This is a genomic window from Paraburkholderia azotifigens (genome assembly GCF_007995085.1).
Classification (GTDB): Bacteria; Pseudomonadota; Gammaproteobacteria; order Burkholderiales; family Burkholderiaceae; genus Paraburkholderia; species Paraburkholderia azotifigens.
Genome location: NZ_VOQS01000001.1, coordinates 3,091,662 through 3,118,023 on the forward strand (window position 1 = coordinate 3,091,662; position 26,362 = coordinate 3,118,023).

23 protein-coding genes are annotated in these 26,362 nt (G+C 63.3%); 17 read left to right on the forward strand and 6 right to left on the reverse strand.

From position 1 onward, the window contains the following. The first annotated feature begins 502 nt into the window (after nucleotides 1-502). The 11 genes from FRZ40_RS13885 to pyrF all read left to right on the forward strand — a co-directional run bounded on the left by FRZ40_RS13885 (nucleotide 503) and on the right by pyrF (nucleotide 11,857). Nucleotides 503-1,462, forward strand: coding sequence for an IclR family transcriptional regulator (locus FRZ40_RS13885; RefSeq protein ID WP_028371794.1), 960 nt, complete (start codon nucleotides 503-505; stop codon nucleotides 1,460-1,462). Further along, nucleotides 1,459-2,499, forward strand: coding sequence for a 2-dehydro-3-deoxygalactonokinase (locus FRZ40_RS13890; protein WP_147234410.1), 1,041 nt, complete (start codon nucleotides 1,459-1,461; stop codon nucleotides 2,497-2,499). The genes FRZ40_RS13885 and FRZ40_RS13890 overlap by 4 nt, the downstream gene beginning before the upstream one ends. A 53-nt stretch (nucleotides 2,500-2,552) precedes the next feature. Next, on the forward strand, nucleotides 2,553-3,233 hold the full coding sequence (locus FRZ40_RS13895; protein WP_147234411.1) for a 2-dehydro-3-deoxy-6-phosphogalactonate aldolase: 681 nt from the start codon (nucleotides 2,553-2,555) through the stop codon (nucleotides 3,231-3,233). After that, nucleotides 3,230-4,009 (forward strand): SDR family oxidoreductase, encoded by a 780-nt coding sequence (locus FRZ40_RS13900; protein WP_147234412.1) that lies wholly within the window; start codon nucleotides 3,230-3,232, stop codon nucleotides 4,007-4,009. Before FRZ40_RS13895 ends, FRZ40_RS13900 begins: the two co-directional genes overlap by 4 nt. A gap of 173 nt (nucleotides 4,010-4,182) precedes the next feature. Continuing rightward, complete coding sequence (locus tag FRZ40_RS13905; protein ID WP_028371798.1) at nucleotides 4,183-5,181, forward strand: arabinose ABC transporter substrate-binding protein; 999 nt, start codon at nucleotides 4,183-4,185, stop codon at nucleotides 5,179-5,181. Between the two features lie 104 nt (nucleotides 5,182-5,285). Then, nucleotides 5,286-6,800, forward strand: coding sequence for an L-arabinose ABC transporter ATP-binding protein AraG (araG, locus tag FRZ40_RS13910; RefSeq protein WP_028371799.1), 1,515 nt, complete (start codon nucleotides 5,286-5,288; stop codon nucleotides 6,798-6,800). 99 nt (nucleotides 6,801-6,899) lie between these two features. Beyond that, nucleotides 6,900-7,916 carry an L-arabinose ABC transporter permease AraH gene (gene araH, locus FRZ40_RS13915; RefSeq protein WP_028371800.1) on the forward strand — a complete coding sequence of 339 codons (1,017 nt, stop codon included), beginning with the start codon at nucleotides 6,900-6,902 and terminating at the stop codon, nucleotides 7,914-7,916. Between the two features lie 40 nt (nucleotides 7,917-7,956). Further along, on the forward strand, nucleotides 7,957-8,757 hold the full coding sequence (locus tag FRZ40_RS13920) for an SDR family NAD(P)-dependent oxidoreductase (protein ID WP_147234413.1): 801 nt from the start codon (nucleotides 7,957-7,959) through the stop codon (nucleotides 8,755-8,757). Continuing rightward, entirely contained in the window at nucleotides 8,754-9,680 is a 927-nt protein-coding gene (locus FRZ40_RS13925) for an SMP-30/gluconolactonase/LRE family protein (protein ID WP_028371802.1), read from the forward strand. The genes FRZ40_RS13920 and FRZ40_RS13925 overlap by 4 nt, the downstream gene beginning before the upstream one ends. 190 nt (nucleotides 9,681-9,870) lie before the next feature. Continuing rightward, on the forward strand, nucleotides 9,871-10,929 hold the full coding sequence (locus FRZ40_RS13930) for an aldose 1-epimerase (protein WP_147234414.1): 1,059 nt from the start codon (nucleotides 9,871-9,873) through the stop codon (nucleotides 10,927-10,929). Between the two features lie 112 nt (nucleotides 10,930-11,041). Continuing rightward, nucleotides 11,042-11,857 (forward strand): orotidine-5'-phosphate decarboxylase, encoded by an 816-nt coding sequence (pyrF, locus tag FRZ40_RS13935; RefSeq protein WP_028371804.1) that lies wholly within the window; start codon nucleotides 11,042-11,044, stop codon nucleotides 11,855-11,857. 30 nt (nucleotides 11,858-11,887) lie between these two features. Here pyrF and FRZ40_RS13940 read toward each other — a convergent pair whose 3' ends face one another. From FRZ40_RS13940 to thiL, 4 genes are read right to left on the reverse strand one after another with little or no spacing between them, the layout of a single operon-like run. Beyond that, nucleotides 11,888-12,409: a cupin domain-containing protein gene (locus FRZ40_RS13940; protein WP_240057148.1), complete on the reverse strand. Its 522-nt coding sequence runs from the start codon at nucleotides 12,407-12,409 to the stop codon at nucleotides 11,888-11,890. Between the two features lie 8 nt (nucleotides 12,410-12,417). Then, entirely contained in the window at nucleotides 12,418-12,918 is a 501-nt protein-coding gene (locus FRZ40_RS13945; protein ID WP_028371806.1) for a CinA family protein, read from the reverse strand. Nucleotides 12,919-12,951: 33 nt separating this feature from the next. Then, nucleotides 12,952-13,593, reverse strand: a complete 642-nt coding sequence (locus FRZ40_RS13950; protein ID WP_231516484.1) for a phosphatidylglycerophosphatase A family protein — start codon at nucleotides 13,591-13,593, stop codon at nucleotides 12,952-12,954. Beyond that, entirely contained in the window at nucleotides 13,583-14,578 is a 996-nt protein-coding gene (gene thiL / locus FRZ40_RS13955) for a thiamine-phosphate kinase (protein ID WP_147234415.1), read from the reverse strand. Before thiL ends, FRZ40_RS13950 begins: the two co-directional genes overlap by 11 nt. A gap of 250 nt (nucleotides 14,579-14,828) precedes the next feature. Here thiL and FRZ40_RS13960 point away from each other — a divergent pair, with 250 nt between their 5' ends. From FRZ40_RS13960 to FRZ40_RS13975, 4 genes are all read left to right on the forward strand, one after another. Further along, complete coding sequence (locus tag FRZ40_RS13960; protein ID WP_028371809.1) at nucleotides 14,829-17,123, forward strand: NADP-dependent malic enzyme; 2,295 nt, start codon at nucleotides 14,829-14,831, stop codon at nucleotides 17,121-17,123. Nucleotides 17,124-18,466: 1,343 nt separating this feature from the next. After that, nucleotides 18,467-20,167, forward strand: a complete 1,701-nt coding sequence (gene ltrA / locus FRZ40_RS13965) for a group II intron reverse transcriptase/maturase (protein ID WP_147234416.1) — start codon at nucleotides 18,467-18,469, stop codon at nucleotides 20,165-20,167. Between the two features lie 139 nt (nucleotides 20,168-20,306). Continuing rightward, on the forward strand, nucleotides 20,307-20,708 hold the full coding sequence (locus tag FRZ40_RS13970; protein WP_147234417.1) for a ribonuclease: 402 nt from the start codon (nucleotides 20,307-20,309) through the stop codon (nucleotides 20,706-20,708). A gap of 16 nt (nucleotides 20,709-20,724) precedes the next feature. After that, nucleotides 20,725-21,285: a barstar family protein gene (locus tag FRZ40_RS13975; RefSeq protein ID WP_028371810.1), complete on the forward strand. Its 561-nt coding sequence runs from the start codon at nucleotides 20,725-20,727 to the stop codon at nucleotides 21,283-21,285. A 96-nt stretch (nucleotides 21,286-21,381) separates the two neighbouring features. On the opposite strand, the gene FRZ40_RS13980 is transcribed toward FRZ40_RS13975, so the two are convergent. Together FRZ40_RS13980 and FRZ40_RS13985 are read right to left on the reverse strand one after the other, a co-directional pair. After that, on the reverse strand, nucleotides 21,382-22,122 hold the full coding sequence (locus tag FRZ40_RS13980; RefSeq protein ID WP_147234418.1) for a 16S rRNA (uracil(1498)-N(3))-methyltransferase: 741 nt from the start codon (nucleotides 22,120-22,122) through the stop codon (nucleotides 21,382-21,384). Nucleotides 22,123-22,141: 19 nt separating this feature from the next. Next, the gene (locus tag FRZ40_RS13985; RefSeq protein WP_147234827.1) at nucleotides 22,142-22,555 is read right to left on the reverse strand and encodes a VOC family protein; all 414 of its coding nucleotides are present in this window, start codon (nucleotides 22,553-22,555) and stop codon (nucleotides 22,142-22,144) included. A 624-nt stretch (nucleotides 22,556-23,179) separates the two neighbouring features. On the opposite strand from FRZ40_RS13985, the gene tkt reads away from it, so the two are divergent. After that, on the forward strand, nucleotides 23,180-25,198 hold the full coding sequence (gene tkt, locus FRZ40_RS13990) for a transketolase (protein ID WP_147234419.1): 2,019 nt from the start codon (nucleotides 23,180-23,182) through the stop codon (nucleotides 25,196-25,198). A gap of 109 nt (nucleotides 25,199-25,307) precedes the next feature. Beyond that, nucleotides 25,308-26,318: a type I glyceraldehyde-3-phosphate dehydrogenase gene (gene gap / locus FRZ40_RS13995; protein WP_028371814.1), complete on the forward strand. Its 1,011-nt coding sequence runs from the start codon at nucleotides 25,308-25,310 to the stop codon at nucleotides 26,316-26,318. The last annotated feature ends 44 nt before the right edge of the window (nucleotides 26,319-26,362 follow it).

Consider the following 26,362-nt stretch of genomic DNA (forward strand, 5'->3'; position numbering starts at 1 on the left):
AGAATCGAATCAGTCTGGAAATGGTCCGGAACGGCCTTCCCGAAGTCTTTTAAGCGTCGACTTAGAGCGGATGCAGCCTAAATACCGCTTCCTGCGCGCTCAATAGGAGCGCTCTTAAAAGTGCTCTGCGAAATCTGACAGGCTCGTCTGCATTGGCGTACGGGGCCGGACCGCAAGCGGCAATGCTTGCGAAATGTCTCTGACAGCGCGCCCGGATTCTTATTCGGCATCATTTCCCAACATATGGATGCGTCGCTCATATGTTGGTGAATCTCAAAAAAGCGCCCTACAATCCGGTTCAACAAGCCGAAACCCGGCCAGAAACACCGCTTCATCGACGTGCATCGCGCGTCCACGAAGCGGGACGAATATCGGAGACACCACGCCATGCCTTCCAGCATCTTGCTGATCGTCACGCTCGCGCAGCTTCGACCCGCACCCGACGTAAGCCGTCACACCGGCTTCTCGCGGTAACTCACTTTTTGTCCGTTGCCCAGTCGCCATGAACAAAGCGATGACCTCACACGTCGAGTCCGACGCGCCTCAAGCGCCTGAAGCGCCTGAAGTCGAAGTGCCGCGCAAGCCCGCTGCACGTCCCACGAACGGCGCCGTCGTGCCGCCGCCCGCCGACACGATCGGACTGCCGAGCACGCTGCTCGACATCACGCCGCAACAGGCCGGCACGCAAACGCTGCTGCGCGGCCTTGCGATTCTCGAAGCCGCCGCTGCCGGCGTGCGCGATCTGCGCACCTTCGGCGCCGCGCTCGGCACGACGCGCAGCACGACGCACCGGCTCGTCAGCAGCCTCGTGCAGGCGCGCTATCTGCGCCAGGTGCAGGGCGGCTATCTGCTCGGCCCGAAGCTGATCGAACTCGGCACGATCGCGCTCGAACAGATGCCGCTCACGCAGGTCGCGCGTCCGCATCTGGAATCGCTCGCCGAACAGACGCACGACACCATCCACCTCGGCGTGCGCGACGGCGACGACGTGCTGTACATCGACAAGATTCCCGGCACGCGCGGCCTCGAAATGCGTTCGCGCGTCGGCCACCGGATGCCGCTTGCCTCGACGGGCATTGGCAAGGCGATGATGCTCGACCTCGTGCCCGACCAGTGGCAGTCGCTGTTCGACGCGTCGCGCCGCGCGCTCGCGGGGGTCAGCTTCAAGCCCGACAACCGGCCCGATCAGCAGACCTTCATGCAGCGCATGACGAACTACTCGGCAGGCGGGTTCACGTTCGACCTCGAAGAGAACGAAGCGTCGATCCGCTGCGTGGCGGCGCCCGTGCGCGATGCGTCGGGGTCGATCGTCGCGGCGCTGTCGGTGGCGAGCACGATTCCGTATATGTCGCTCGAACGCATGGACGAACTGATTCCCGTCGTGCAGCGCGAAGCGCGCGCAATTTCGGAAGAGCTGGGCTGGCGTGTCCCGCAACCGACTACCCGCAGGATCAAACGATGAATCAGACGGGTTCGACCCTGTCCCTTGAGCAAGCCCAGCCCGCGCAGACGGCGAGCCACGCCGCACTGATCGCGCTCGACTGGGGTACGACCTCGCTGCGCGCATACCTGTTCGACGCGCACGGCGCCGTGCTGGACACGCGTGCTTCGACGGCGGGCATCATGAATCTGCCGCGCCCGGCCGCGGAAGGCGGTTTCGACGCCGCATTCGATGCCGTCGTCGGCGCATGGCTCGACCAGACGCCCGATCTGCCCGTGATCGCGGCAGGCATGGTCGGCAGCGCGCAAGGCTGGAAGGAAGCGCCGTACGTGAATGCGCCCGCCAGCGCCGATGCGCTCGTCGCAGGCATCGTGCGTGTGCAGACGGCGCGCGGCGTGCTGCTGAACATCGTGCCAGGCGTGCTGCAGAACGGCGACTTGCCGAACGTGATGCGCGGCGAGGAAACGCAGATCTTCGGCGCGCTGGCCTGTGCGCAAGCGTCGGCGGCGAGCAAGGGCATGCTGATCGGTTTGCCCGGCACGCACGCGAAATGGGTGATGGTGCGCGAGGCAAAGATCGAGCGATTCGACACGTTTATGACGGGCGAAGTGTTCGCGGCGCTGTCCGAGCACACCATCCTCGGCCGCACGATGATCACGCCCGACCATCCCGATACGGCTGCCTTCCTGCGCGGCGTGCAGGTCGCGCGCGATCAGGGCAAGGCCGGCGTGCTCGCGACCATTTTCAGCACGCGCACGCTGGGCCTCACGGGCCAGCTGGCGCGCGAGCAGCAACCCGACTATCTGTCCGGCCTTCTGATCGGCCATGAACTGAGCGGCCTCGAAGCGGCGCTCGCGCAACAGCAATCGACGCTCGCCGGCAACGCGCTGCAGCTGATCGGCAACGAAGCGCTGTGCGAGCGTTACCGTCTCGCGCTGGCGCAGTTCGGCTGTCATCAGGCGGACCTCGTGAAGCAGGCGACGGAACGCGGCTTGTGGCGCATCGCGGCACAGGCGGGCCTCGTCAGCGAGGTGTCGGACGCCGCGCAGGCGAGCTGAAACGCGAGCCGAAGCGCACCCGAGCCCCCGCGCAAAGAACCCAAGGAACTGACATGCAACTCGATCTGAATCTGCCCGCCCCGTACCAGCCGCACGCCGGCCTGATGGCCGCGTTCGACGTGTGTCCGCTGATCGCGATCATGCGCGGCGTCACGCCCGCCGACGCCGCCGATCAGGGCCGCGCGCTGTACGAATCCGGCTTTCGCATCATCGAAGTGCCGCTCAATTCGCCGAATCCGTTCGACAGCATCGCGGCGATCCGCCAGGCGTTGCCGGCGGACTGCATCGTCGGCGCGGGCACGGTGCTGCGCGGCGAACTCGTGCATGACGTGAAGGCGGCGGGCGGCGAACTGATCGTGATGCCGCACAGCGACCCCGAAGTCGTGACGACGGCGAAGTCGCTCGCGATGGCGTGCGCACCGGGCGTCGCGACGATGACGGAAGCGTTCGTCGCGCTGAAGAACGGCGCCGACGTGCTGAAGATGTTTCCCGCCGAGCAGCTCGACTGCCAGGTCGTGAAGGCGTGGCGCGCGGTGCTGCACAAGGACGTGCCGCTGTTGCCCGTCGGCGGAATTGCGCCCGACAACATGGGGCCGTTTCTGTCCGCGGGCGCGAACGGTTTCGGGCTCGGCTCGGCGCTCTATAAGCCTGGCCAGCCCGCGACGACGACGGCTTCGCATGCGAAGGCGTTCATCAACGGTCTGCGCATTGCGCGTGCGGGCGTGAAGAAATGAAACGGCTGCAAGGCAAGGTGGCGCTGGTGACGGGCGCGGGACGCGGAATCGGCGCGGCGATCGCGACCGCGTTCGCGCGCGAGGGCGCGGCTGTCCTGCTCGCGGAACTCGATATCGAAACCGCGCAAAGAACGGCCGCCGACATTGCCTCGCAAGTGACCGGCGGAAACACGCTCGCCGTTCAGACGGACGTCACGCAATCGGCCTCCGTGCAGCGCGCGGTGAGCGAAGCGGAAAAGGCGTTCGGTCCCGTCGACGTGCTGGTGAACAACGCGGGCATCAACGTGTTCTGCGATCCGCTGACGATGACCGACGACGACTGGCGCCGCTGCTTTGCCGTCGATCTCGACGGCGTGTGGAACGGTTGCCGTGCGGTGCTGCCGGGAATGGTCGAACGCGGTGCGGGCAGCATCGTGAACATCGCGTCGACACACTCGTTCAAGATCATCCCGGGCTGCTTCCCGTATCCCGTCGCGAAGCACGGCGTGATCGGCCTGACGCGCGCGCTCGGCATCGAGTACGCGCCGCGCAACGTGCGTGTGAATGCGATCGCGCCGGGCTACATCGAAACGCAGCTGACGCGCGACTGGTGGGACGGCCAGGCCGATCCCGCCGCCGCGAAGCAGGCAACACTCGATCTGCAGCCGATGGGACGCATCGGCAAGCCGGAAGAAGTCGCGATGACGGCCGTGTTTCTCGCATCGGATGAAGCACCGTTCATCAACGCGAGCTGTATCACCGTCGATGGCGGGCGCTCGGCGCTCTATCACGACTGAGCCGGCCGGGAATGTCAGGCTGCAACGGGGCAACAGCCGAAGAACAAAAGTAGTCGCGAAGGAAAAGAAAACAGCAGCAAACCCGCCTGACGCGCTGGCCGCGTGTGTCGAAGGCGGTACAAGAAGACGCGGCCGATACCTTCTCGTTACTCATTAGTCAGGAGACACACAATATGAAACGCAGAATTTTCCTCACACTGGCAGCAGCGGCGACGGCCGTGCTCTTCAACGCACCCGTCGCACAGGCCGCCGACCCGGTCAAGATCGGCTTCCTCGTGAAGCAACCCGAAGAGCCGTGGTTCCAGGACGAGTGGAAATTCGCCGAACAGGCTGCGAAGCAAAAGGGCTTCACGCTGGTGAAGATCGGCGCGCCGTCGGGCGAGAAGGTGATGAGCGCAATCGACAACCTCGCCGCGCAAAAGGCGCAGGGCTTCGTGATCTGCACGCCGGACGTCAAGCTCGGACCGGGCATCGTCGCGAAGGCGAAGGCTGACAACCTGAAAATGATGACGGTCGACGACCGCCTCGTCGACGGCGCAGGCAAGCCGATCGAGTCGGTGCCGCACATGGGCATCTCGGCTTACAACATCGGCAAGCAGGTCGGCGATGGCCTCGCGGCTGAAATCAAGAAGCGCGGCTGGGACATGAAGGACGTCGGCGCAATCGACGTGACCTACGAACAGCTGCCGACGGCGCACGACCGCACCTCGGGCGCCACCGATGCGCTGATCGCCGCCGGCTTCCCGAAGGCCAACATCATCGCTGCGCCGCAAGCGAAGACCGACACGGAAAACGCGTTCAACGCAGCGAACATCGCGCTGACGAAGAACCCGAACTTCAAGCACTGGATCGCTTACGGCCTGAACGACGAAGCCGTGCTCGGCGCGGTGCGCGCAGCGGAAGGCCGCGGCTTCAAGGCCGACAACATGATCGGCATCGGCATCGGCGGTTCGGACTCGGCACTGAACGAGTTCAAGAAGCCGAACCCGACGGGCTTCTACGGCACCGTGATCATCAGCCCGAAGCGTCACGGCGAAGAGACGTCGGAACTGATGTACTCGTGGATCACGCAAGGCAAGGAACCGCCGAAGCTCACGCTGACGACGGGCATGCTGGCCACGCGCGACAACGTCGGCGAAGTGCGTGAAAAGATGGGCCTCGCATCGAAGTAAGCGGCATCTGAGGCAAGGGCGCGCGAACGCTGAAGACGGCGTTCGCGCGCCATGAAGACGTGACGGATAAAAAGCGAATCAGAAGCGATTCAGAAGGAGGCAAAGTGTCAGCGACGCTGCGTTTTGACAATATCGGCAAGGTGTTTCCAGGCGTGCGTGCGCTCGACGGAATCTCTTTCGACGTGCATGCGGGCCAGGTGCATGGCCTGATGGGCGAAAACGGCGCGGGGAAATCGACCCTGCTGAAGATTCTCGGCGGCGAATATCAGCCGGATTCCGGCCGTGTGCTGATCGACGAAAACGAAGTGCGCTTCGCGAATGCGGGCGCGTCGATCGCTGCGGGAATCGCGGTGATTCACCAGGAACTGCAGTACGTGCCGGACCTGACCGTGGCGGAAAACCTGCTGCTCGGCCGCTTGCCGAACACGATCGGCTTCGTGAAGAAGGGCGATGCGAAGCGCTTCGTGCGCGAACAGCTGGCGGCGATGGGCGTCGATCTCGACCCGAACGCGAAGCTGCGCAAGCTCTCCATCGCGCAACGCCAGATGGTTGAAATCTGCAAGGCGCTGATGCGCAATGCTCGCGTGATCGCACTCGACGAACCGACGAGTTCTCTGTCGCACCGCGAGACGGAAGTGCTGTTCAAGCTGGTGCGCGATCTGCGCGCCGACAACCGCGCGCTGATCTACATCTCGCACCGGATGGACGAGATCTATCAGCTGTGCGATGCGTGCACGATTTTCCGCGACGGCCGCAAGGTCGCGTCGCATCCGACGCTCGAAGGCGTGAGCCGCGACACGATCGTGAGCGAAATGGTCGGCCGCGAAATCTCGGATATCTACGGCTACCGCGCCCGTGAACTCGGCGAAGTGCGCTTCTCGGTGAAGAACATCGAAGGCAAACCGCTGACGGAACCGGCGAGCTTCGAGGTGCGGCGCGGCGAGATCGTCGGCTTCTTCGGGCTGGTGGGCGCAGGCCGCAGCGAACTGATGCACCTGATCTACGGCGACGACCCGAAGAAGGGCGGCGAACTCGTGCTCGACGGCAAGCCGATCAAGGTGAAGAGCGCGGGCGATGCGATCCGCCAGGGCATCGTGCTGTGCCCGGAAGACCGCAAGGAAGAAGGCATCGTCGCGATCGCGTCCGTGGCGGAGAACATCAACATCAGCTGCCGCCGTCATTACCTGAAGGCGGGGCTGTTCCTGGATCGCAAGAAGGAAGCCGAAACGGCCGACCGTTTCATCAAGCTCCTGAAGATCAAGACGCCGAGCCGCCGTCAGAAGATCCGCTTCCTGTCGGGCGGCAACCAGCAGAAAGCGATTCTGTCGCGCTGGCTGGCCGAGCCGGATCTGCGCGTGGTGATTCTCGACGAACCGACGCGCGGCATCGACGTCGGCGCGAAGCACGAGATCTACAACGTGATTTACGAACTGGCCGAACGCGGCTGCGCGATCGTGATGATCTCGTCGGAACTGCCGGAAGTGCTGGGCGTGTCGGATCGTATCGTCGTGATGCGCCAGGGGCGGATTTCGGGCGAGTTGCCGCGCAACGCCGCCACCGAGCAATCGGTGCTGAGCCTCGCGCTGCCGAAGAGTTCGACGACGGCGCAGGCGGCGTGAAGGTCCACGCACCAAGTGAATCGAAAACCGCAAGTCATCTGTAACTGTCGGGGCCTTTAATAGTCCTGCAACCCGTGGGGAACGGGAGGAGTGAACCAAATGCAAGCCAGAGAAAACCTCGCGCAACAGGCCGCCAAGAGCGCCGCCGAAGCGCTGATTCCGCAAGCCAGCGACAAGCAGAAGTGGTGGCAGCAGATCACCGAGTACAGCCTGATCGTGATCTTTGCCGTGATGTTCATCACGATGTCGCTGACCGTCGACCACTTCTTCTCGATCGAGAACATGCTCGGCCTCGCGCTGTCGATTTCGCAGATCGGCATGGTCGCGTGCACGATGATGTTCTGTCTCGCGTCGCGCGACTTCGACCTGTCCATCGGCTCGACGGTCGCGTTCGCGGGCGTGCTGTGCGCAATGGTGCTGAACGCGACGGGCAACACGTTCATCGCGATCGTCGCCGCAGTCGTGGCGGGTTCCGTGATCGGCTTCGTCAACGGTGCGGTGATCGCATATCTGCGCATCAACGCACTGATCACGACGCTCGCCACGATGGAAATCGTGCGCGGCCTCGGCTTCATCGTGTCGCACGGTCAGGCCGTCGGCGTGTCGTCGGATACGTTCATTGCGCTCGGCAGCCTGTCGATGTTCGGCGTGTCGCTGCCGATCTGGGTGACGCTCGTGTGCTTCATCGTGTTCGGCGTGATGCTGAATTCGACGGTGTACGGCCGCAATACGCTGGCGATCGGCGGTAATCCGGAAGCGTCGCGTCTGGCCGGTATCAATGTGGAACGCACGCGCGTCTACATCTTCCTGATTCAGGGCGCGGTGACGGCACTGGCAGGCGTGATTCTCGCGTCGCGTATCACGTCGGGTCAGCCGAACGCCGCTGAAGGCTTCGAACTGAACGTGATTTCGGCATGCGTGCTGGGCGGCGTGTCGCTGCTCGGCGGCCGCGCGACGATTTCGGGCGTCGTGATCGGCGTGCTCATCATGGGCACGGTCGAAAACGTGATGAACCTGATGAACATCGACGCGTTCTACCAGTACCTCGTGCGCGGTGCGATCCTGCTGGCCGCCGTGCTGCTGGACCAGTTGAAGAACCGCGGCACACGCGACTGATTCATCGCCATTCTCAACGCAAGAAGAAGGAAACCGAACGATGTCGTCTCCCGCCAACGCGAGCGCGCGTGAAGAACTCAGCCAGTACGCGCGCTATCCGAGTCTCGTGGACCGCACGGTGCTGATCACGGGCGGCGCGACGGGCATCGGCGCATCGTTCGTCGAGCATTTCGTCGCGCAGGGCGCGCGCGTCGCGTTCTTCGATATCGACGAAACGGCGGGCGTTGCGCTCGCCGATCAGCTCGGCGATTCGCGTCACAAGCCGCTGTTCCTGTCTGCCGATCTGACGGACGTCGACGCGCTGAAGAAGGCGATCGCCGACGTGCGCGCGGCGCTCGGCCCGATCGACGTGCTCGTGAACAACGCGGCAAACGACAAGCGCCACAAGATCGAAGAGGTCACGCCCGAATCGTTCGATGCGGGCATTGCCGTCAACATCCGCCATCAGTTCTTCGCGGCGCAGGCCGTCGCGGAAGACATGAAGGCGGCCCGGCGAGGCTCGATCATCAATCTCGGCTCGATCAGCTGGATGCTGAAGAACGGCGGCTATCCCGTGTACACGCTGTCGAAGTCGGCGGTGCAGGGACTCACGCGCGGACTCGCGCGCGATCTCGGCCACTTCGGCATACGCGTGAACTCGCTGGTGCCGGGCTGGGTGATGACGGACAAGCAGAAGCGTCTGTGGCTCGACGACGCGGGACGCGCGGCAATCAAGCAGGGCCAGTGCATCGACGCCGAACTGCAGCCCGACGACCTCGCGCGCATGGCGCTCTTTCTCGCGGCCGACGACAGCCGCATGATCACTGCACAAGACATCATCGTCGACGGAGGCTGGGCATGAGCGACGCGATCACCAATGTTCAGGCGGCATTGCTCGTCGATTCGAAATGCACGCTGGGCGAAGGCGCAACGTGGGACGCGCGCGGCGGCCTCTTTTACTGGACGGATATTGAAGGCGCGCGGCTATGGCGTTACGATCCGCGCGATGGCCGCAGCACGTTCTGGCGCATGCCGGAGCGGCTGTCGACGTTCGCGCTGTGCGCCGATCCGCATTACATGCTGCTGGGTCTCGCGTCGCGGCTCGCTTTCTTCGACCTTGCAACGGGTCAGATCGAGCATATCGTCGACGTCGAGCCGGGCATCAATACGCGGGTGAACGACGGACGCTGCGATCGTCAGGGACGCTTCGTGTTCGGCACGAAGGATGAAGCGTCGCCCGTGCAGCCCGTCGGCGGTTTTTACCGGCTGAATCACGATCTGTCGCTTGAACGTCTCGCGTTGCCATCGCCGGCAATTTCGAACAGTATCGCGTTCAGTCCCGACGGCGCGACGATGTACTTCTGCGATTCGCCGGCGCTCGAAATCCGCGCCTGCGATTACCGCGCGGACGGCAGTGTCGCCAACGAGCGGCTGTTCGTGAAGCTGACGGACAAGACGGGCGAGCCGGACGGCTCGACGGTCGACAGCGAAGGCGGCCTGTGGAATGCGCAATGGGGCGGACGGCGCGTCGTGCGCTACGACGCGAACGGCGTGGAGACGGAACGCGTCGACGTGCCGACCGTGCAGCCCAGCTGCGTCGCGTTGGGCGGCGCGCAACTCGGCACGCTCTATGTGACGAGCGCGCGCGTCGGGCTCGATGCGCAGGCGCTGGCGGGCGATACGCGTGCCGGCGGCGTGTACGTCGCGACGCAGGGACGTCGCGGCTTGCCGGAGCCGGTGTTCAAGGGTTCGCCCGTGGCCCTCGCGGCGAAACGGGACGTGTAAAGCAGATCGAACCGCGAACGTTTTGACGCATCCAAAGCAGGGCAGTCCACGCCCCGATACACGTTCTGACGGGGCATGACATGCAGCAAAGATTCAGGAGGCGGCCGCTACGACGCGCCGCCCGTACAAGCAGCCATCGGTTGTCCGATGCGCCCATCATGCCGTCCGATGCCTCTCGTGGGAGTTTGATATGACTGTCGCGAATCCCGCTGTCCCGACTTCTCCACAATCGCGCGCGCGGCGTGCCCGCCTTGCGGCTGCCGTGCAGCCGGTGCTGGCCGGGCCGAGCACGTCGGCCGTCGCCGTCGGCGCGGGCGCGGCCGGCGACGTCGCGTGCGTGACGCTCGCCAACTCGCTGCTGCGGCTCGATGTGGCGCCGTCGCTGGGCGGCGGCATCACGCGCTTCGACTTTCGCAACGAGGGCACGCTTGTGCCCGTGTTCAGGCGCTGCCGTCATGTCGATGCGGACACCGACGCGAACGATCTCGCCTGCTATTCGCTGCTGCCGTATTCGAACCGGATCGGCGGCGGGCAGTTCAGGCTGGGCGAACGCTCGGTCGACGTGCCGTGCAACCGCGCAGGCGAGCCGCTGCCGATTCACGGCGACGGCTGGCTCGCGAACTGGGATGTCGCGGCGGCGGATCAGGAGAGCGTCACGCTGACGCTCGACCGGCGCGACGGCAAGCCCTACGCGTATCGCGCGACGCAGACTTACGCGCTGGAAGGCGCGACGCTCGTCATCACGCTCGAAGTCGAAAACACCGGGCGCGAGGCCATGCCGTTCGGCCTCGGCGTGCATCCGTTTCTGGTGCGCGACGCCGATACGCAGTTGTCGGCGGCGGCAGCGGGTCTGTGGCTCTCCGGCGACGACTGGCTGCCCGTGCGTCACGTGCCCGTGCCGCCCGCGTGGCAGTTCGGCGTCGCGTATCCGTTGCCGCGCACGGTCGTCAATCACGCGTTCACCGGCTGGAGCGGACATGCGACCGTCGTGTGGCCGAAGCGCCGCCTGTCGCTGACGATGTCGTCGAACACCGAGTACTACATTCTGTACACGCCGGTGTCGAAGGACTTCTTCTGCTTCGAGCCCGTCGACCACCCGATCAACGCGATGAACCTGCCCGGCGGGGCGGCCGGCAACGGCATGACGGTGCTCGGGCGCGGCGAGCGGCTCGTGCGCTCGTTCAGCTTCGCGGTCGAGCGCACAGGGCTGCGCGCGGTGGCAGGCGGACGCGGGCCGAAGCGGGGCTAAGTCCCGGTAAGCGTGCATGCCGGGCGGGACGTGCCGACAGGACACGGCCCGCATCGGGCGGCGCGGGTAAAATACGCGGCTCATCCGTTACCCGCGCGCCGCGAGATTTCCTATGTCCACATTCATCCAGACGCTCGACCACGCATGGCACACGACGAATTCGCTGCTGTGCGTCGGCCTCGATCCCGAGCCGTCGAAGTTTCCCGGCGCGTACGCCAACCGTTCTGACGCGATCTTCGATTTCTGCAAAAAGATCGTCGACGCGACGGCGCCGTACGCTTCGTCGTTCAAGCCGCAGATCGCGTACTTCGCTGCGCATCGCGCCGAAGAGCAGCTCGAGCAGCTGATCGCGCACATTCACCTGAAGCATCCGGGCCTGCCCGTGATTCTCGACGCGAAGCGCGGCGACATCGGCAGCACGGCGGAGCAGTACGCGCGCGAAGCATTCGACCGCTATCGCGCGGACGCCGTCACGGTGAATCCGTACATGGGCTTCGATTCGATCGAGCCGTATCTGGAACACGAAGGCAAGGGCGTGATCGTGCTGTGCCGGACCTCGAACCCGGGCGGCTCGGACCTGCAGTTCCTGGAAACGGGGGGCCGTCCGCTGTATCAGACGGTCGCGCGGCTCGCCGCCGAAAAGTGGAATGCGAAGGGCCAGCTGGGTCTCGTGGTCGGCGCGACCTTCCCGAAGGAAATCGAAGTGGTGCGCGGCATCGTCGGCGACATGCCGCTGCTGATTCCGGGCATCGGCGCGCAGGGCGGCGACGTCGAGGCGACGGTGAAGGCGGGTCGCACGGCGGCGGGCACGGGCATGCTGATCAACTCGTCGCGCGCGATTCTTTACGCGGGCAAGGGCGATGACTGGGTCGAAGCCGCCGCGCAAGCGGCGAAGGATACACGCGACCGTATCAACGCGTTTCGCTGAAGCGCGACCAGAAGCTCGGGCTAGCGTCGTCTAGCGGGCGGCGACCGGCCCGAGTTTCGCAATCAGCTCGCGATGCTGCGGATACTCGTGCAGCAGCTCTTCGATCTGAGCAATTTCGAATTCGTTGAACTCGAATCCCGGCGCGACCGTGCAGCCAACGAGCGCCAGGCTCGCGGCATCGTCGCATTGCGCGGCGAACCAGCGGCCTGACGGCACGACGGCCTGAAACACGCAATCGGCGTGTTCGAGCGCGTTGCCGAGCCGGTGAACGGTGAGCGCGCCGTGGTTTTCCAGCACGTAGACGTTGAGCGGGTCGCCGGCGTAGAAATGCCAGACTTCGTCGGACTGGATCCGATGCCACGCCGAGTGCGCGCCATCGCATAGCAGGTAGTAAATGGCCGTCGACGCCGAGCGCCTGTCGGCGGATCCATCGCGTCGAATCGAATCGGCGGAGCGATATGTTTCGCGAAAGAAGCCGCCTTCGGGATGCGGCTGGAGATCGAAGCGGCGGATCAGTTCATCGCGTTCGACGGGTTGCATAGGGCGGGTCATGATCAAGCTCAGCGCTCGCGTTCGTCGAGCAGGGTCAGCAGCCCGCGCAGGGCATGCGTCGCGGCCTGCACGCGCACCCGTTCGCGATCGCCCTTGAACACGAGCGTCTCGACAACCGTATGCAGGCGGTTGCTCCATCCGAAGCACACCATGCCGACCGGCTTGGTCTCCGTGCCGCCGCCCGGGCCCGCGACGCCCGTAATCGACAGCGCGACCTGCGCGCGCGAATTCCTCAGCGCGCCTTCGACCATTGCCCGCGCGACAGGCTCGGACACCGCGCCGTGCTTGTCGATCAGATCGGGCGGAACACCGATCATCTCGCTTTTAGCCTGGTTCGAATAGGTGACGAATCCGCGCTCGAACCAGCCGCTGCTGCCGGAAATGTCGGTGATGGCCGTCGCGACCATGCCGCCCGTACAGGATTCAGCCGTGGCGAGCATCAGGCGCTCATCTCGCAGACGATTGCCGACGCGAATGGCAAGTTGGTGAACGACGGAATCGGTAGCCATGCTGGACTCGGGTAAGAAGAACGCTGCGAATGATCAGACCGACATCCGCCAGAGCGCAATCACCAGCAAGGTGAAAAACGCCGCGACGAGATCATCGAACATGATGCCAAAGCCGCCTTTCAGCTTGCGGTCGAAATAACGGATGGGCGGCGGCTTCACCATGTCGAAGAAGCGGAAGACGATGAACGCCCACAATTGTCCTGTGAAGCTCGCGGGCGTCACCATCAGCAGCACGAGCCAGAACGCGACGATCTCGTCCCACACGACGGGCGACGGATCGTCGATGCCGAGCCGGTCCGCCGTGAAGCTGCAGATGCCGATACCCGCGACGAAGCCGACCATGATCAGAATGCCCCATTCGATGACGGTCAGCTGCGCGCTGAACGCAGCGAACGATGCCCACGCGAACAGCGTCCCGACCGTGCCGGGCGCGACAGGCGACAGACCGCTGCCGAATCCCAGCGACAGGATATGCAACGGATGCGACAGCATGAAGCGCGCGGTTGCGCGGCGGGGCTTCGGCGCGCGGGGCTGGCCTTTCGGCGCACCGTTCGAGCCGGTTTCCACTGTTCCGTTTGGTGTTCCCGAGGATGTTCCGCCCGCAGGGCGGGATGATTCGCCCGTTGGCGCGTCGGAGAAACTGCCCGCCGGGTCAAGCGAGGATTCATTCTGCATGGAAATGATCGAAGCCTTGCAACGTCAGAGTGAGTGGAGCGCCGGACGCGTCGCGCCACGTAATCGCGGGCGCGGCGCCGGCCGCATCGAGCGGAGTTATTGTACCGACGCGCGTCACGGGCACGCGCGCCTGTTGACCTGCCGCAACGACTGCGTCGTGCGCGGAAGGCGGCGCGGTGAAGCACAGCTCGTAGTCGTCGCCGCCCGCGATCGTGCAGCGCCGCTGGACGTCGGCGGGAAGACGGCGCAATGCGTCCGAGCGCGGCAGTGCGTCGGCGTCGACAATCGCGCTTACGTGTGATCGTTCCAGGATGTGCATCAGATCGCCCGCAAGACCGTCGGAAATATCGAGCGCGGCGCGCGCGACGCCGCGCAACGCGAGGCCCAGTGCGATGCGCGGCTCGGGCAACTCCATGGCGCGGCGGAATGTCGCAGCATCGCTGGCATCGGCGGTCCACTCGTTGCGCTGCACGCCGAGGCTCGCGCGCGCATCGCCGAGCGTGCCTGAAATCCAGATGTCGTCGCCGGGTTGCGCGGCGTCGCGGCGCAGCGCCGCCTGTGGCGGCACCGAGCCGAATACCGTGATGCACAAGTTAAGCGGTCCGCCCGTCGTATCGCCGCCGATCAGTTCGCAGCCGTGACGCTCGGCGAGATCGAAGAGACCATCGCTGAACGCGGCCAGCCAGCCGGCGTCGGCTTTGGGCAGCGAGAATGCCAGGGTGAAGGCCTGCGGCTTCGCGCCCATCGCCGCGAGATCCGACAGATTCACGGCGAGCGCCTTGTGGCCGAGCGCTTTGGGATCGACGTCGGGAAAGAAGTGGCGGCCTTCGACCAGCATGTCCGTCGAAATGGCGAGCATCTCGCCGGCGGGCGGCGCGAGCAGCGCGCAGTCGTCACCGATGCCGAGCGCGGCGCGCTGCGGATAGGTCGAACCCGACGCGCGGCGCGCAAAGAAGCGGTCGATCAGCGAAAACTCTGAAAGCATAGATGAGGCATGTGACTGCGAAAGGCCGCCGAAGCGAGTGGATGAATGCGCTCAAGAAGCACGAATGGAAGCTAACACGACGCTAAAGGCACGCATCGTAGTGCCGGTATCGTCCCCGGCCTACCGTCGCGCTTTCCTTTCGCGCTGTTTCGGTCGCGGCACTTGCACCCGGATTGCTGGGTTCGACTTTTGGGATTGGCGCTACAATGCCGTCGAACATCTATTCTAATCCGCACTTCCAAGTCCGCTTATGTCGACTCCCGTCAATACCAAACTCCGTGAAGCCGCTCTCGATTACCACGAATTCCCGACCCCCGGGAAGATCGCGATCGCCCCGACGAAGCAGATGATCAACCAGCGCGACCTCGCGCTGGCGTACTCGCCGGGCGTCGCGTTCGCGTGCGAGGCGATCGTCGAGGATCCGCTGAATGCCGCGCGCTTCACGGCGCGCAGCAACCTGGTCGGTGTCGTGTCGAACGGCACCGCAGTGCTCGGCCTCGGCAACATCGGGCCGCTCGCGTCGAAGCCGGTCATGGAAGGCAAGGCCGTGCTGTTCAAGAAGTTCGCGGGCATCGACGTGTTCGATATCGAGCTGAACGAATCGGACCCGCACAAGCTGGTCGAGGTGATCGCCGCGCTGGAGCCGACCTTCGGCGGCATCAACCTGGAAGACATCAAGGCGCCGGACTGCTTCATCGTCGAGCGCGAATGCCGCAAGCGCATGAAGATTCCCGTCTTCCACGATGACCAGCACGGCACGGCCATCGTCGTTGCGGCGGCGATCACGAACGGTCTGAAGGTGGTCGGCAAGAGCATCAAGGAAGTGAAGCTGGTGGCGTCGGGCGCGGGCGCGGCGTCGCTCGCGTGTCTGAACCTGCTGGTCGATCTCGGCATGCCGCTCGAGAACATCTACGTGACTGACCTGGCCGGCGTGGTCTACAAGGGCCGCACGGAACTGATGGATCCGGACAAGGAGCGCTTCGCACGCGAGACGGACGCACGCACGCTGGCCGAAGTGATGGGCGGCGCGGACGTGTTCCTCGGCCTGTCGGCGGGCGGCGTGCTCAAGCAGGACATGGTCAAGCAGATGGCCGGGAAGCCGCTGATTCTGGCGCTCGCCAACCCGACGCCGGAAATCCTGCCGGAACTGGCGCTCGAAGTGCGTCCGGACGCAGTGCTGGCGACGGGCCGTACCGACTACCCGAACCAGGTCAACAACGTCCTGTGCTTCCCGTTCATCTTCCGCGGCGCGCTGGATGTCGGCGCAACCGTCATCACGAAGGAAATGGAAATCGCGGCCGTGAACGCGATCGCGGAACTGGCGCGTCAGGAGCAATCGGACATCGTCGCGACGGCGTACGGCATTCAGGACCTGTCGTTCGGGCCGGAATACCTGATTCCGAAGCCTTTCGATCCGCGCCTGATCGTCCAGATCGCGCCCGCCGTCGCGCAGGCCGCGATGGATTCGGGCGTCGCCACCCGTCCGATCGAGGACATGGAGGCGTACAAGCAGCATCTGCAGCAATTCGTCTACCACAGCGGCACAACGATGAAGCCGATCTTCCAGCTCGCGCGCGGCGTCGAGCCGGAGAAGAAGCGCATCGTGTTCGCGGAAGGCGAAGAAGAGCGCGTGCTGCGCGCAGTGCAGATCGTCGTCGATGAAAAGCTCGCGAAGCCGATCCTGATCGGCCGTCCCGCGGTCATCGAACAGCGCATCGCGAAGTTCGGCCTGCGTCTGGTGAACGGCCAGGACTACACGATCGTCAACACGGATCACGACGAGCGTTATCGCGATTTCTGGCAGACGTACCACAAGATGATGTGCCGCAAGGGCTTCACGGAGCAGATGGCGAAGCTGGAAATGCGCCGCCGCACGACGCTGATCGGCTCGATGCTGGTCACGAAGGGGCATGCCGACGGCATGATCTGCGGCACGGTCAGCACGACGCACCGCCACCTGCACTTCATCGATCAGGTGATCGGCAAGAAGGAAGGCGCGAAGGTGTACGCGGCGATGAACGCGCTGGTGCTGCCGAACCGCCAGATTTTCCTCGTCGATACGCACGTGAACGTCGATCCGACGGCGGAAGAACTCGCCGAGATCACGATCATGGCGGCGGAAGAAGTGCGCCGCTTCGGCATCGAGCCGAAGATCGCGCTGCTGTCGCATTCGAACTTCGGTACGAGCAACGCGCCGTCCGCGCAGAAGATGCGCGACGTGCTGGCGCTGCTGCAGGAGCGCGCGCCGCATCTGCAAGTGGACGGTGAAATGCACGGCGACCTCGCGCTCGACGCGAACCTGCGCAAGGAGATCCTCGCGGAATCGACGCTGGAAGGCGACGCGAACCTGCTGGTGCTGCCGAACATCGACGCCGCCAATATCTCGTACAACCTGCTGAAGACGGCGGCCGGCAACAACATCGCGATCGGGCCGATCCTGCTCGGCGCGGCGAAGCCGGTGCACGTGCTGACGCCGTCGGCGACCGTGCGGCGAATCGTCAACATGACGGCGCTGCTGGTCGCGGACGTGAACGCGTCGCGTTAAGTCTGTCCCTGAATCTGTGCGGGCTGGCGAAGGTTGGCCCGCGCGGGCAAAAAAAGGGCGTGCCCGCGATGGGCACGCCTTCGAGCAATGGCTGGGGATTAGCCATCCCGCAAAAAGGCCGGCGCGCGACAAAATTCCGCTGTTCGGACTGTCCAGACGACGAGGCATGAGAGTCGTCTCGCATCGTACCTCGAAGATAAGTTTATCTCGCTCGAGATAAAATCTCTGTCAAGATGTGTCAAAACTGGCGCGGACGCCTTGTCCGTTTCGCCTGGACGACCTTTCGTCCGACTAATGAACATTGATTCCAAAAGACATTAGCGATACCCTTACGACTTTCGTGCGACACGCGTCGCATCGACTGGACGGCGAAAGCCGTCCCATATGCGTGGCACCTTGATGCCACCTCTGTGAAGTAAGCGAAACCTAGTGCTGCTTGCTAGGAATCGCTGCCGTGAATATTGGTCGGCGTCCGCGCCGGTCAATTTGATTGCATTGACCTGATTACCGTCAGGTTCCGCCCAGTTAGCGGCTTCAACTCCGCTAACCAAGCGGATTGGAGTATGTGATACCTGCGTCCGAGTTTGGACATGGTTCGGCACAAGTCGAGCGCAAAGCTCGGCGTGTCATTGTTCGACTTCGCGAGATGTAGAAGCGAAGCAGAGAACCTGCTATGCGACTAGCAGTAGCCTAAGAAGACATGCGCCACTGGCAACGGTGGGGTGTGAAGCTCTTCTGACAATGAAGCCCCCGGACGTTTCGGGCAGGCGAGTGCCGTGAGGCACCCGTCTGGTAATCCTCAGCAGCAGGGGATTCGGAGCTAGGCTGGCTGATATGGTCAACGTATGTGAATCACTGATAAACCTCGTGATAAGGAAAGTGCCAACTGCTGCTGGGCACTAACCAAAATGGTGTGCGGTCGGTTACCCCGCTGAAAGTTCGGGTTACGTCGCCAACAGACCGCCGGGGAATAGGTGGGACCTACGTCAGTCGTGTGACATGCCGGGAACGTGGTAAGCCCGTATCGTTGCCAGTGCAGGATGGCTGGCAGGCGGACCGCAAGGAACGCTGTTGACGGTGCGGGTATGGGAGGACGGAGAAAGCGAATGCCGGGCTGTAATGGTCCGGATAGGGGTTGAGACATTACCTCACGCGATAAGCGGGCAGACTTCCGTCTGGTCTACCGTCGCATGACGGCTGACTACCCTCGGCTGGAAAGTGATTGTTGATGGGCTTCCGGACCATCAACGTACGTTTTTAACCCCCTTGCGGGAGCAGATCGCTCCCGCAAAGGGGTGGTCTGGTCTCCGCTCGGTTTTCACTTCATCGAGTAGGAGAGCAGCATGAGAGTATCTGTCCGAAAGGATGGATCTGCGCTTTCCCACGCGCCGAACCACTGGCACGCCGTCGATTGGCGTCGGGTTGAACGGAACGTGAGAGGGATGCAGATTCGAATTGCGAAGGCGACGCGGGAAAGCGATTGGCGCAGGGTGAAAACTCTGCAACGGATGCTGACCCGCACGTTGTCCGCGAAGCTGTATGCGGTACGACGTGTTACGCAAAACCAGGGTGCGCGAACGGCGGGAGTCGATCGCGAGCTATGGGATTCGCCTGAAAGCCGATGGGAAGCTGTCGGCAGGTTGAAGCGGCGTGGATACAGACCCCTGCCACTACGGAGGGTCTTTATCCCCAAGGCAAATGGAAAGGAACGCCCTCTGGGTATCCCGACCATGCGGGACAGGGCGATGCAGGCCCTGTACCTGTTGGCATTGGAGCCGGTGTCGGAATCGACGAGCGATCCGAACTCATATGGGTTCAGGCTTCACCGCTCGACGGCCGACGCGAAGAGTCAGATATTTGTCTGCACGTCCAAGAAGGCCTCGGCCCAATGGATACTGGAAGCAGATATCAAGGGCTGCTTTGACCACATCAACCACGACTGGCTGGAACATCACGTCCCTATGGACGCGGAGATCCTGCGGAAGTGGTTGAAGGCTGGCCTGATTTACAAGGGCCAGCTTCAGGCGACTGAGGCCGGTACGCCGCAGGGAGGGATCATCTCCCCGACGCTGGCTAACGTGACGCTGAACGGGCTTGAACCTGAACTACTGAAGCACCTTCGTGCCCGGTACGGAGTGGTTAAAGCCTCGAAGCTGAAAGTGAATGTGGTGCGGTACGCGGATGACTTCGTGATCACTGGCAATTCTAAGGAGTTGCTGGAAAACGAGGTGAAACCTTGGGTGGAAGCATTCCTTGACGTTCGAGGACTGCGACTATCGGAGGAGAAAACGCGGGTCACTCACATTGATGACGGCTTCGACTTCCTGGGGTGGAATTTCCGGAAGTATTCGGGAAAGCTGCTCATCAAGCCTAGCAAGAAGAACGTGAAAGCGTTCTATCGCAAGGTGGCGGAAACGATCAGTGGCAACAAGGAGGCGACTCAGGAAGGTCTGATCCTTCTGTTGAATCCGATGTTGCGAGGCTGGGCGCAGTATCACAGCCCCGTCGTGGCCAAGCAGGCGTACAGCCGCATGGAGCATCTGGTTTTCAAGAGGCTCTGGCGGTGGTGCAGGCGCCGGCATCCACAGAAGAATGCCAGTTGGGTGCGAAAGAAGTACTTTCACACAGTTGGCAAACGGACGTGGGTATTCGGCGCGCCGATAGCGGAGGACGATGGCAGCACTTGGTTGCTGGAGTTGTTCCGGCCGAGCAGTACGCCGGTTCGGCGAACCAAGAAGATAGCGGGTGAATACAATCCCTTCGATGTCAGATGGGAGCAATACGGCGAGACGCTGCGTCAAGAGCGGATGTGGCTTTCCAAGCGCTACCGCAAACAATGGGTCTCGTTGTACATGTCGCAGAACGGACTTTGTGCGCACTGCGAACAGGCCTTGACGGAAGAGACGGGTTGGCACGATCATCATTTGACATATCGGATGCTGGGCGGGTCAGACGCTATTTCCAATCGAGTGTTGCTTCACCCGGACTGCCACCGCCAAGTACATGCTGGTAAACTTGTGGTGACTAAGCCGGTTCTGCTATAAGCGGGATTTTGTATGTAGGCTTGAGCTGTATGCGGGGAAACTCGCACGTACAGTTCTTAGGGGGCCCCTGATCCGAAAGGAAAGGGGGCTACCCTACATGGTCGTCAAACTCGTTAGTCAACAGCGGGAATCCTGATTCATGGCACGCAAGTGGCTCCGCGACGGCGTGCTGATCGCCGCCTTGACGGTCGGCGGTCTTGTCGGCGGTTTGCCGTCAGGTGCCTGGGCTCGGGAAGCGCAACAGGGACAGACGGTCGGCACCATCGCGGCGGCGCAATTACCGCCCGAAGCCGCCCGTACATTGAACTTGATTGCAGCTGGCGGGCCTTACCCGTATGAGAAGGACGGCGTCGTATTCGGCAATCGTGAGCGGTTGCTGCCGCCGCACCGGCGCGGCTATTACCACGAATACACCGTTCCCACGCCAGGCGCCCGCGATCGCGCCGCACGCCGCATAGTCTGTGGAGGGCCGCCCAGGCGGACCAGCAATTGTTATTACTCAGACGACCACTACGCCAGTTTTAATCGCATTATTGAATGACATCGGGATAATCGGCATGAGCGACAACGTCTACGCGCACGACTCCAAAGTCGCGACGGATTTTTTCGCGCCCGGCGAGGGCAATATGTTCCAGCGCGTCATGCAGATGCGCGATGCTGGCCAGGACCATGGCGCTCATCACGAAGCCGGCACGAGACCTTCATCGGAAGAGGAACGCATGGAGCTTTTCCAGACCGTACGACCGAACATCGTGCAGTCGATCCGCGCGTTCCGCGTGCAGGATCTCGCCGACGAAGCAAATCGGCTCGGTCAGCATTTTCTCTATGCGTTTGTCGGCAATGCCCAGTCGAAACAGGAAGTCATGGAGACGATTGCGACGTCGTTCCTGTTTCCGAAGCATTTCGGCAAGAACTACGACGCGCTATACGATTCGCTGACCGACCTCGTGCACAAGGCGGGAACGCAGCCGGGCTTCGTCATCGTGCTCGAGGCGCTGCCCATCGCGATCAAATTCGACAAGGACGCGCGCGAAACGCTGCTCGACGTGTTCCGCGAAGCGGCGGAATTCTGGGCCGAGCGAAAGGTCGCGTTCCGGGTGTTCTACTCGTTCGCCTGAGTCTGATTGCAATAAGAAAGGCCCGCCAGATCTGGCGGGCCTTTTGCATTTTCGGTGGGGCTTCTTTTGTCTGAAGCCTAAGCGCGCAAACGTCGCTTACCAGCCGCCCCAGCGCGCGGCCAGCGCCGACAACACGGCGATCCCGGCCGTTTCGGTACGCAGCACGCGCGGGCCGAGGCCGACGGCCGTGAAGCCGTGGCCGGCCGCCGCCGCTTCCTCGGCCGCCGAAAAACCGCCTTCCGGACCGACCAGCACGAGCGCGCGAACCTTCGGCGGCTCGGCGGGCAGTGCGGAGAACGGCACACTCGCGCGCGGCGACAGCAGCAGACGCAGTTCGCCGTCGACGGGCTCCTTAGGCATCGAACCGAGCCAGGTGGCCAGCTCGCGCGTCGGCATGACTTCCGGGAGGCGGTTGCGGCCGCACTGTTCGCAGGACGACTGCACGATGCGCTGCCAGTGAATCTGACGGCGCTGCGCACGTTCGCCGGCGAGCCGCACGACGCTGCGGGTTGTCGTGAGCGGGACGAATTCGCATGCGCCGAGTTCGGTGGCTTTTTCGATCAGCCAGTCCATCTTGTCGCTGCCGGCTATGCCCTGCGCAAGTGTCAGCTGATAGGGCGGCTCGGCCTCGATGTCGCGAAACTGGCCGATCCGCACGATGGTTCCATGTCGATCCATATCGACGATTTCGGCGCCGTACTCGCCGCCATTGCCGTTGAACAGGCTCACGGTGTCGCCCGGTTGCAGACGCAGGACGCGGACGTGCCGGTTGACTTCATCCGGCAAGGAAACGATGTCGTCGGTTTTGAATGGGGTGCCGACGAAGAAGCGAGGCATAAGGAAAGTTCTCATTCACTCAAGACAGATGGCAGGCTAACGCCCAGCGATAGCCGTCGAGATCTTCGATCTGGGCGAAACGGTCGCCCCAGAACTGATCTTCCGGTTCGCTCAGCGACCTGGCGCCGGCCGCGATGGCGCGCGCATAAACCGTGTCGACATTGTCGACGTAGAGGTAAAACGATTGGGGTGCCGTCGTGGCCGCGCTTTTCGGCGTCTGGGCCGTCGAGCCGAACGCGCCTTCCGGAGCGAACATCACGATCAGCTGGTCCTGATATGTCATCTCGACATGCATCACGGCGCCGTCGTCATGCACGCTGTCCCGGACGCGGAAACCAAACGCTGCCTCAAAGAACGAGATCGAGGTGCGCGCGTCGCGGACGGTCAGATACGGCGTCAGCCACGGCACTCCGGCTGGGCGTGGGGCAGTCATCGAACTCTCCTGAAGCCAATGGGTCGGTACGCCATCGCCTTCGCTATCCCTGTTGCCTTGCGGCGGCCAGTGCCGAAGAAGCGATGAATTTTGCAGCACTCTCACAGCTAACGCTCTAAGAATCGGCTTAGTTTATCGCCGCACGCGCGACGAACGGCGAATGTTCGCGCGTCAAGCGATATTTTTACGCGTCGCACGTTGACGAATTTTCGCAGGTTTAGACGACTCGGTCGCGTTGATCCGCCGATGCGCAGAGTCGGCTGCGCCTGGAAAGATTCAAAAATTGCTGCAAAAGTTCTGAAGATTGCGCGTTATCGACGCATACGGCGACAGGTTGGCGGAAACTTCCAGGCAGCCGGCTGACCACGCGCCGGCATGCCGCGCAAAGGCCGCTCCATGTAGGACCGGCGGCGGGATCATGCGCGCCGGATCGCTCCCAAACGCCCGTCTATGGCCGAAGCCAAGGCTGGCTATCTGTTAGAATATCCCGCTTTGCTGCCCTGTCCGTTTGCTCTGCCTGCCTCGCGTCTCCCGGCGCCGCACCGCGCGCCGAAGCAGATTGGCCGCACGACTTCCGGACCACCATCGGCGCCTCCGCTTTTTGGACCAATCTCCGGACTCGACATGACGACCCCGTCTCCCGCCCCTACTTCCCTGATGGCCAACGCGATCCGCGCGCTCGCCATGGATGCCGTTCAAGCAGCGAATTCCGGTCACCCAGGCATGCCGATGGGCATGGCCGAGATCGGCGTGGCGCTGTGGTCGCGGCATCTGCGCCACAACCCCAGGAATCCGCAATGGGCCGATCGCGACCGTTTCGTGCTGTCGAACGGGCACGGCTCGATGCTGCTGTACTCGCTGCTCCATCTGACAGGCTACGACCTGCCGATGGAAGAGCTGAAGAACTTCCGCCAGCTGCATTCGAAGACGCCGGGCCACCCGGAGTACGGCATCACGCCGGGCGTCGAGACGACGACGGGCCCGCTCGGCCAGGGTCTCGCGAATGCTGTCGGCATGGCGCTCGCCGAGTCGCTGCTCGCGAACGAATTCAACAAGCCTGACGCGAAGATCGTCGATCACAACACGTACGTGTTCCTCGGCGACGGCTGCCTGATGGAAGGCATTTCGCACGAAGCCTGCTCGCTGGCCGGCGTGCTGAAGCTGAACAAGCTGATCGCGTTCTACGACGACAACGGCATTTCGATCGACGGCGAAGTGATCCACTGGTTCCACGACGACACGCCGAAGCGCTTCGAAGCGTACGGCTGGAACGTGATTCCGGGCGTGATCGGTCACGACGTCGAGGCGGTCGACGCGGCCATCAAGAAGGCCAGGCAGTCGGACAAGCCGACGCTGATCTGCTGCAAGACGGTGATCGGCGAAGGCTCGCCGAACAAGGCGGGCTCGCACGACGTGCACGGTGCGGCGCTGGGCGAAAAGGAAGTGGCCGCGACGCGCGAAAAGCTCGGCTGGAACTACCCGCCGTTCGTGATCCCGGAAGAAGTCTACGCAGCGTGGGACGCGAAGGAGACGGGCGCGAAGATCGAAGGCGAGTGGAACGACGCGTTCGCCGCCTACCGCGCGAAGTATCCGCAGGAAGCCTCAGACTTCGAGCGCCGCATGGCGAACAAGCTGCCCGCCGACTGGGCGGAAAAGGCGCAGGCGATCATCGCCGGTGCAAACGAGCGCGCCGAAACCATCGCAACCCGCAAGGCGTCGCAGCAGGCCATCGAAGGCCTCTCGGCTGTGCTGCCGGAACTGGTCGGCGGCTCGGCTGATCTGACGGGCTCGAACCTCACGAACTGGAAGGCGGCGAAGTACGTGCGCGTCGGCGAAAACGGCGCGGCGGGCAATTACGTCAACTACGGCGTGCGCGAATTCGGCATGAGCGCGGCGATCAACGGCCTCGCGGTGCACGGCGGCCACAAGGCGTTCGGCGGCACGTTCCTGACGTTCTCGGACTACAGCCGCAACGCGCTGCGCGTCGCTGCGCTGATGAAGTCGCCGTCCATCTTCGTGTTCACGCACGACTCGATCGGTCTCGGCGAAGACGGTCCGACGCACCAGTCGATCGAACACGTCGCGAGCCTGCGTCTGATTCCGCACATGCAAGTGTGGCGTCCGGCGGATACCGTCGAAACGGCCGTCGCGTGGACGCAGGCTGTCGAACATCACGGTCCGTCGTGCCTGATCTTCAGCCGCCAGAACCTCGCGTTCAACACCCGCACTGACGCGCAGATCGCGAACATCGCGAAGGGCGGCTACGTGCTGAAGGACTGGAACGACGACATCCCGGCACGCAAGATCATCCTGATCGCGACGGGTTCGGAAGTCGAACTGGCAATGAAGTCCGTCGAAGCGCTCGCGCGCGAAGGCATCGCGGCGCGCGTCGTGTCGATGCCTTCCACGACCACCTTCGACAAGCAGGACGCCGAGTACCGTGAGCGCGTGCTGCCGCATGGCGTGCGCCGCGTCGCGATCGAAGCGGGCGTCACCGACTTCTGGCGCAAGTACGTGGGCCTGGAAGGCGGCGTCGTTGGTATCGACGTGTTCGGCGAGTCGGCTCCCGCCGGCGCGCTGTTCAAGTACTTCGGTTTCACCGTCGAGAAGGTTGTCGAGACGGCCAAGGCCGCACTCGGCTGATAGCGCGCAGCGTCGTGCGCGCCGCGTTTCGGGCGGCGCGCATGAACGCTTCGAGGCGCATCGGCCGAAGCATCACGGAAGAATTTTTTCAGCCATCAGGAGATAGAACATGACGATTCGCGTCGCAATCAACGGCTATGGCCGTATTGGCCGCAACACGCTGCGCGCCTTCTATGAAAACGGCAAGAAGCACGACCTCGAGATCGTCGCGATCAACGATCTGGGCGACGCCAAGACCAATGCGCACCTGACGCAGTACGACACGGCGCACGGCAAGTTCCCGGGCGAAGTGACCGTCGACGGCGAGAACCTGATCGTCAACGGCGACAAGATCCGCGTGCTGGCCAACCGCAACCCGGCTGAACTGCCGTGGGGCGAGCTGGGCGTCGACGTCGTGATGGAGTGCACGGGCTTTTTCACGACGAAGGAAAAGGCAAGCGCGCACATCAAGGGCGGCGCGAAGAAGGTGATCATTTCGGCGCCGGGCGGCAAGGACGTCGACGCAACGATCGTCTACGGCGTGAACCACAACGTGCTGAAGGCCGAGCACACGGTTATTTCGAACGCATCGTGCACGACGAACTGCCTCGCACCGCTCGTCAAGCCGCTGAACGACAAGATCGGTCTGGAGACGGGTCTGATGACCACGATCCACGCGTACACGAACGACCAGGTTCTGACGGACGTGTACCACGAAGACCTGCGCCGTGCGCGCTCGGCCACGCACAGCCAGATCCCGACGAAGACGGGCGCGGCATCGGCCGTCGGTCTCGTGCTGCCGGAACTGAACGGGAAGCTGGACGGCTACGCGATTCGCGTCCCGACGATCAACGTGTCGATCGTCGACCTGTCATTCATCGCCAAGCGCGACACGACGGTCGACGAAGTCAACGCGATCATGAAGGAAGCTTCGGAAGGCGCGCTCAAGGGCATCCTCGGGTATAACTCGGCACCGCTGGTGTCGATCGACTTCAACCACAACCCGGCTTCGTCGACGTTCGACGCGACGCTGACGAAGGTGTCGGGCCGTCTGGTGAAGGTCTCGAGCTGGTACGACAACGAGTGGGGTTTCTCCAACCGTATGTTGGATACGGCTGTGGCTTTCGCTAACGCGAAGTAAGGTTTTTTTTGTTGTTTTGCCGAAGGCCGCTCTTTTGGGGGTGG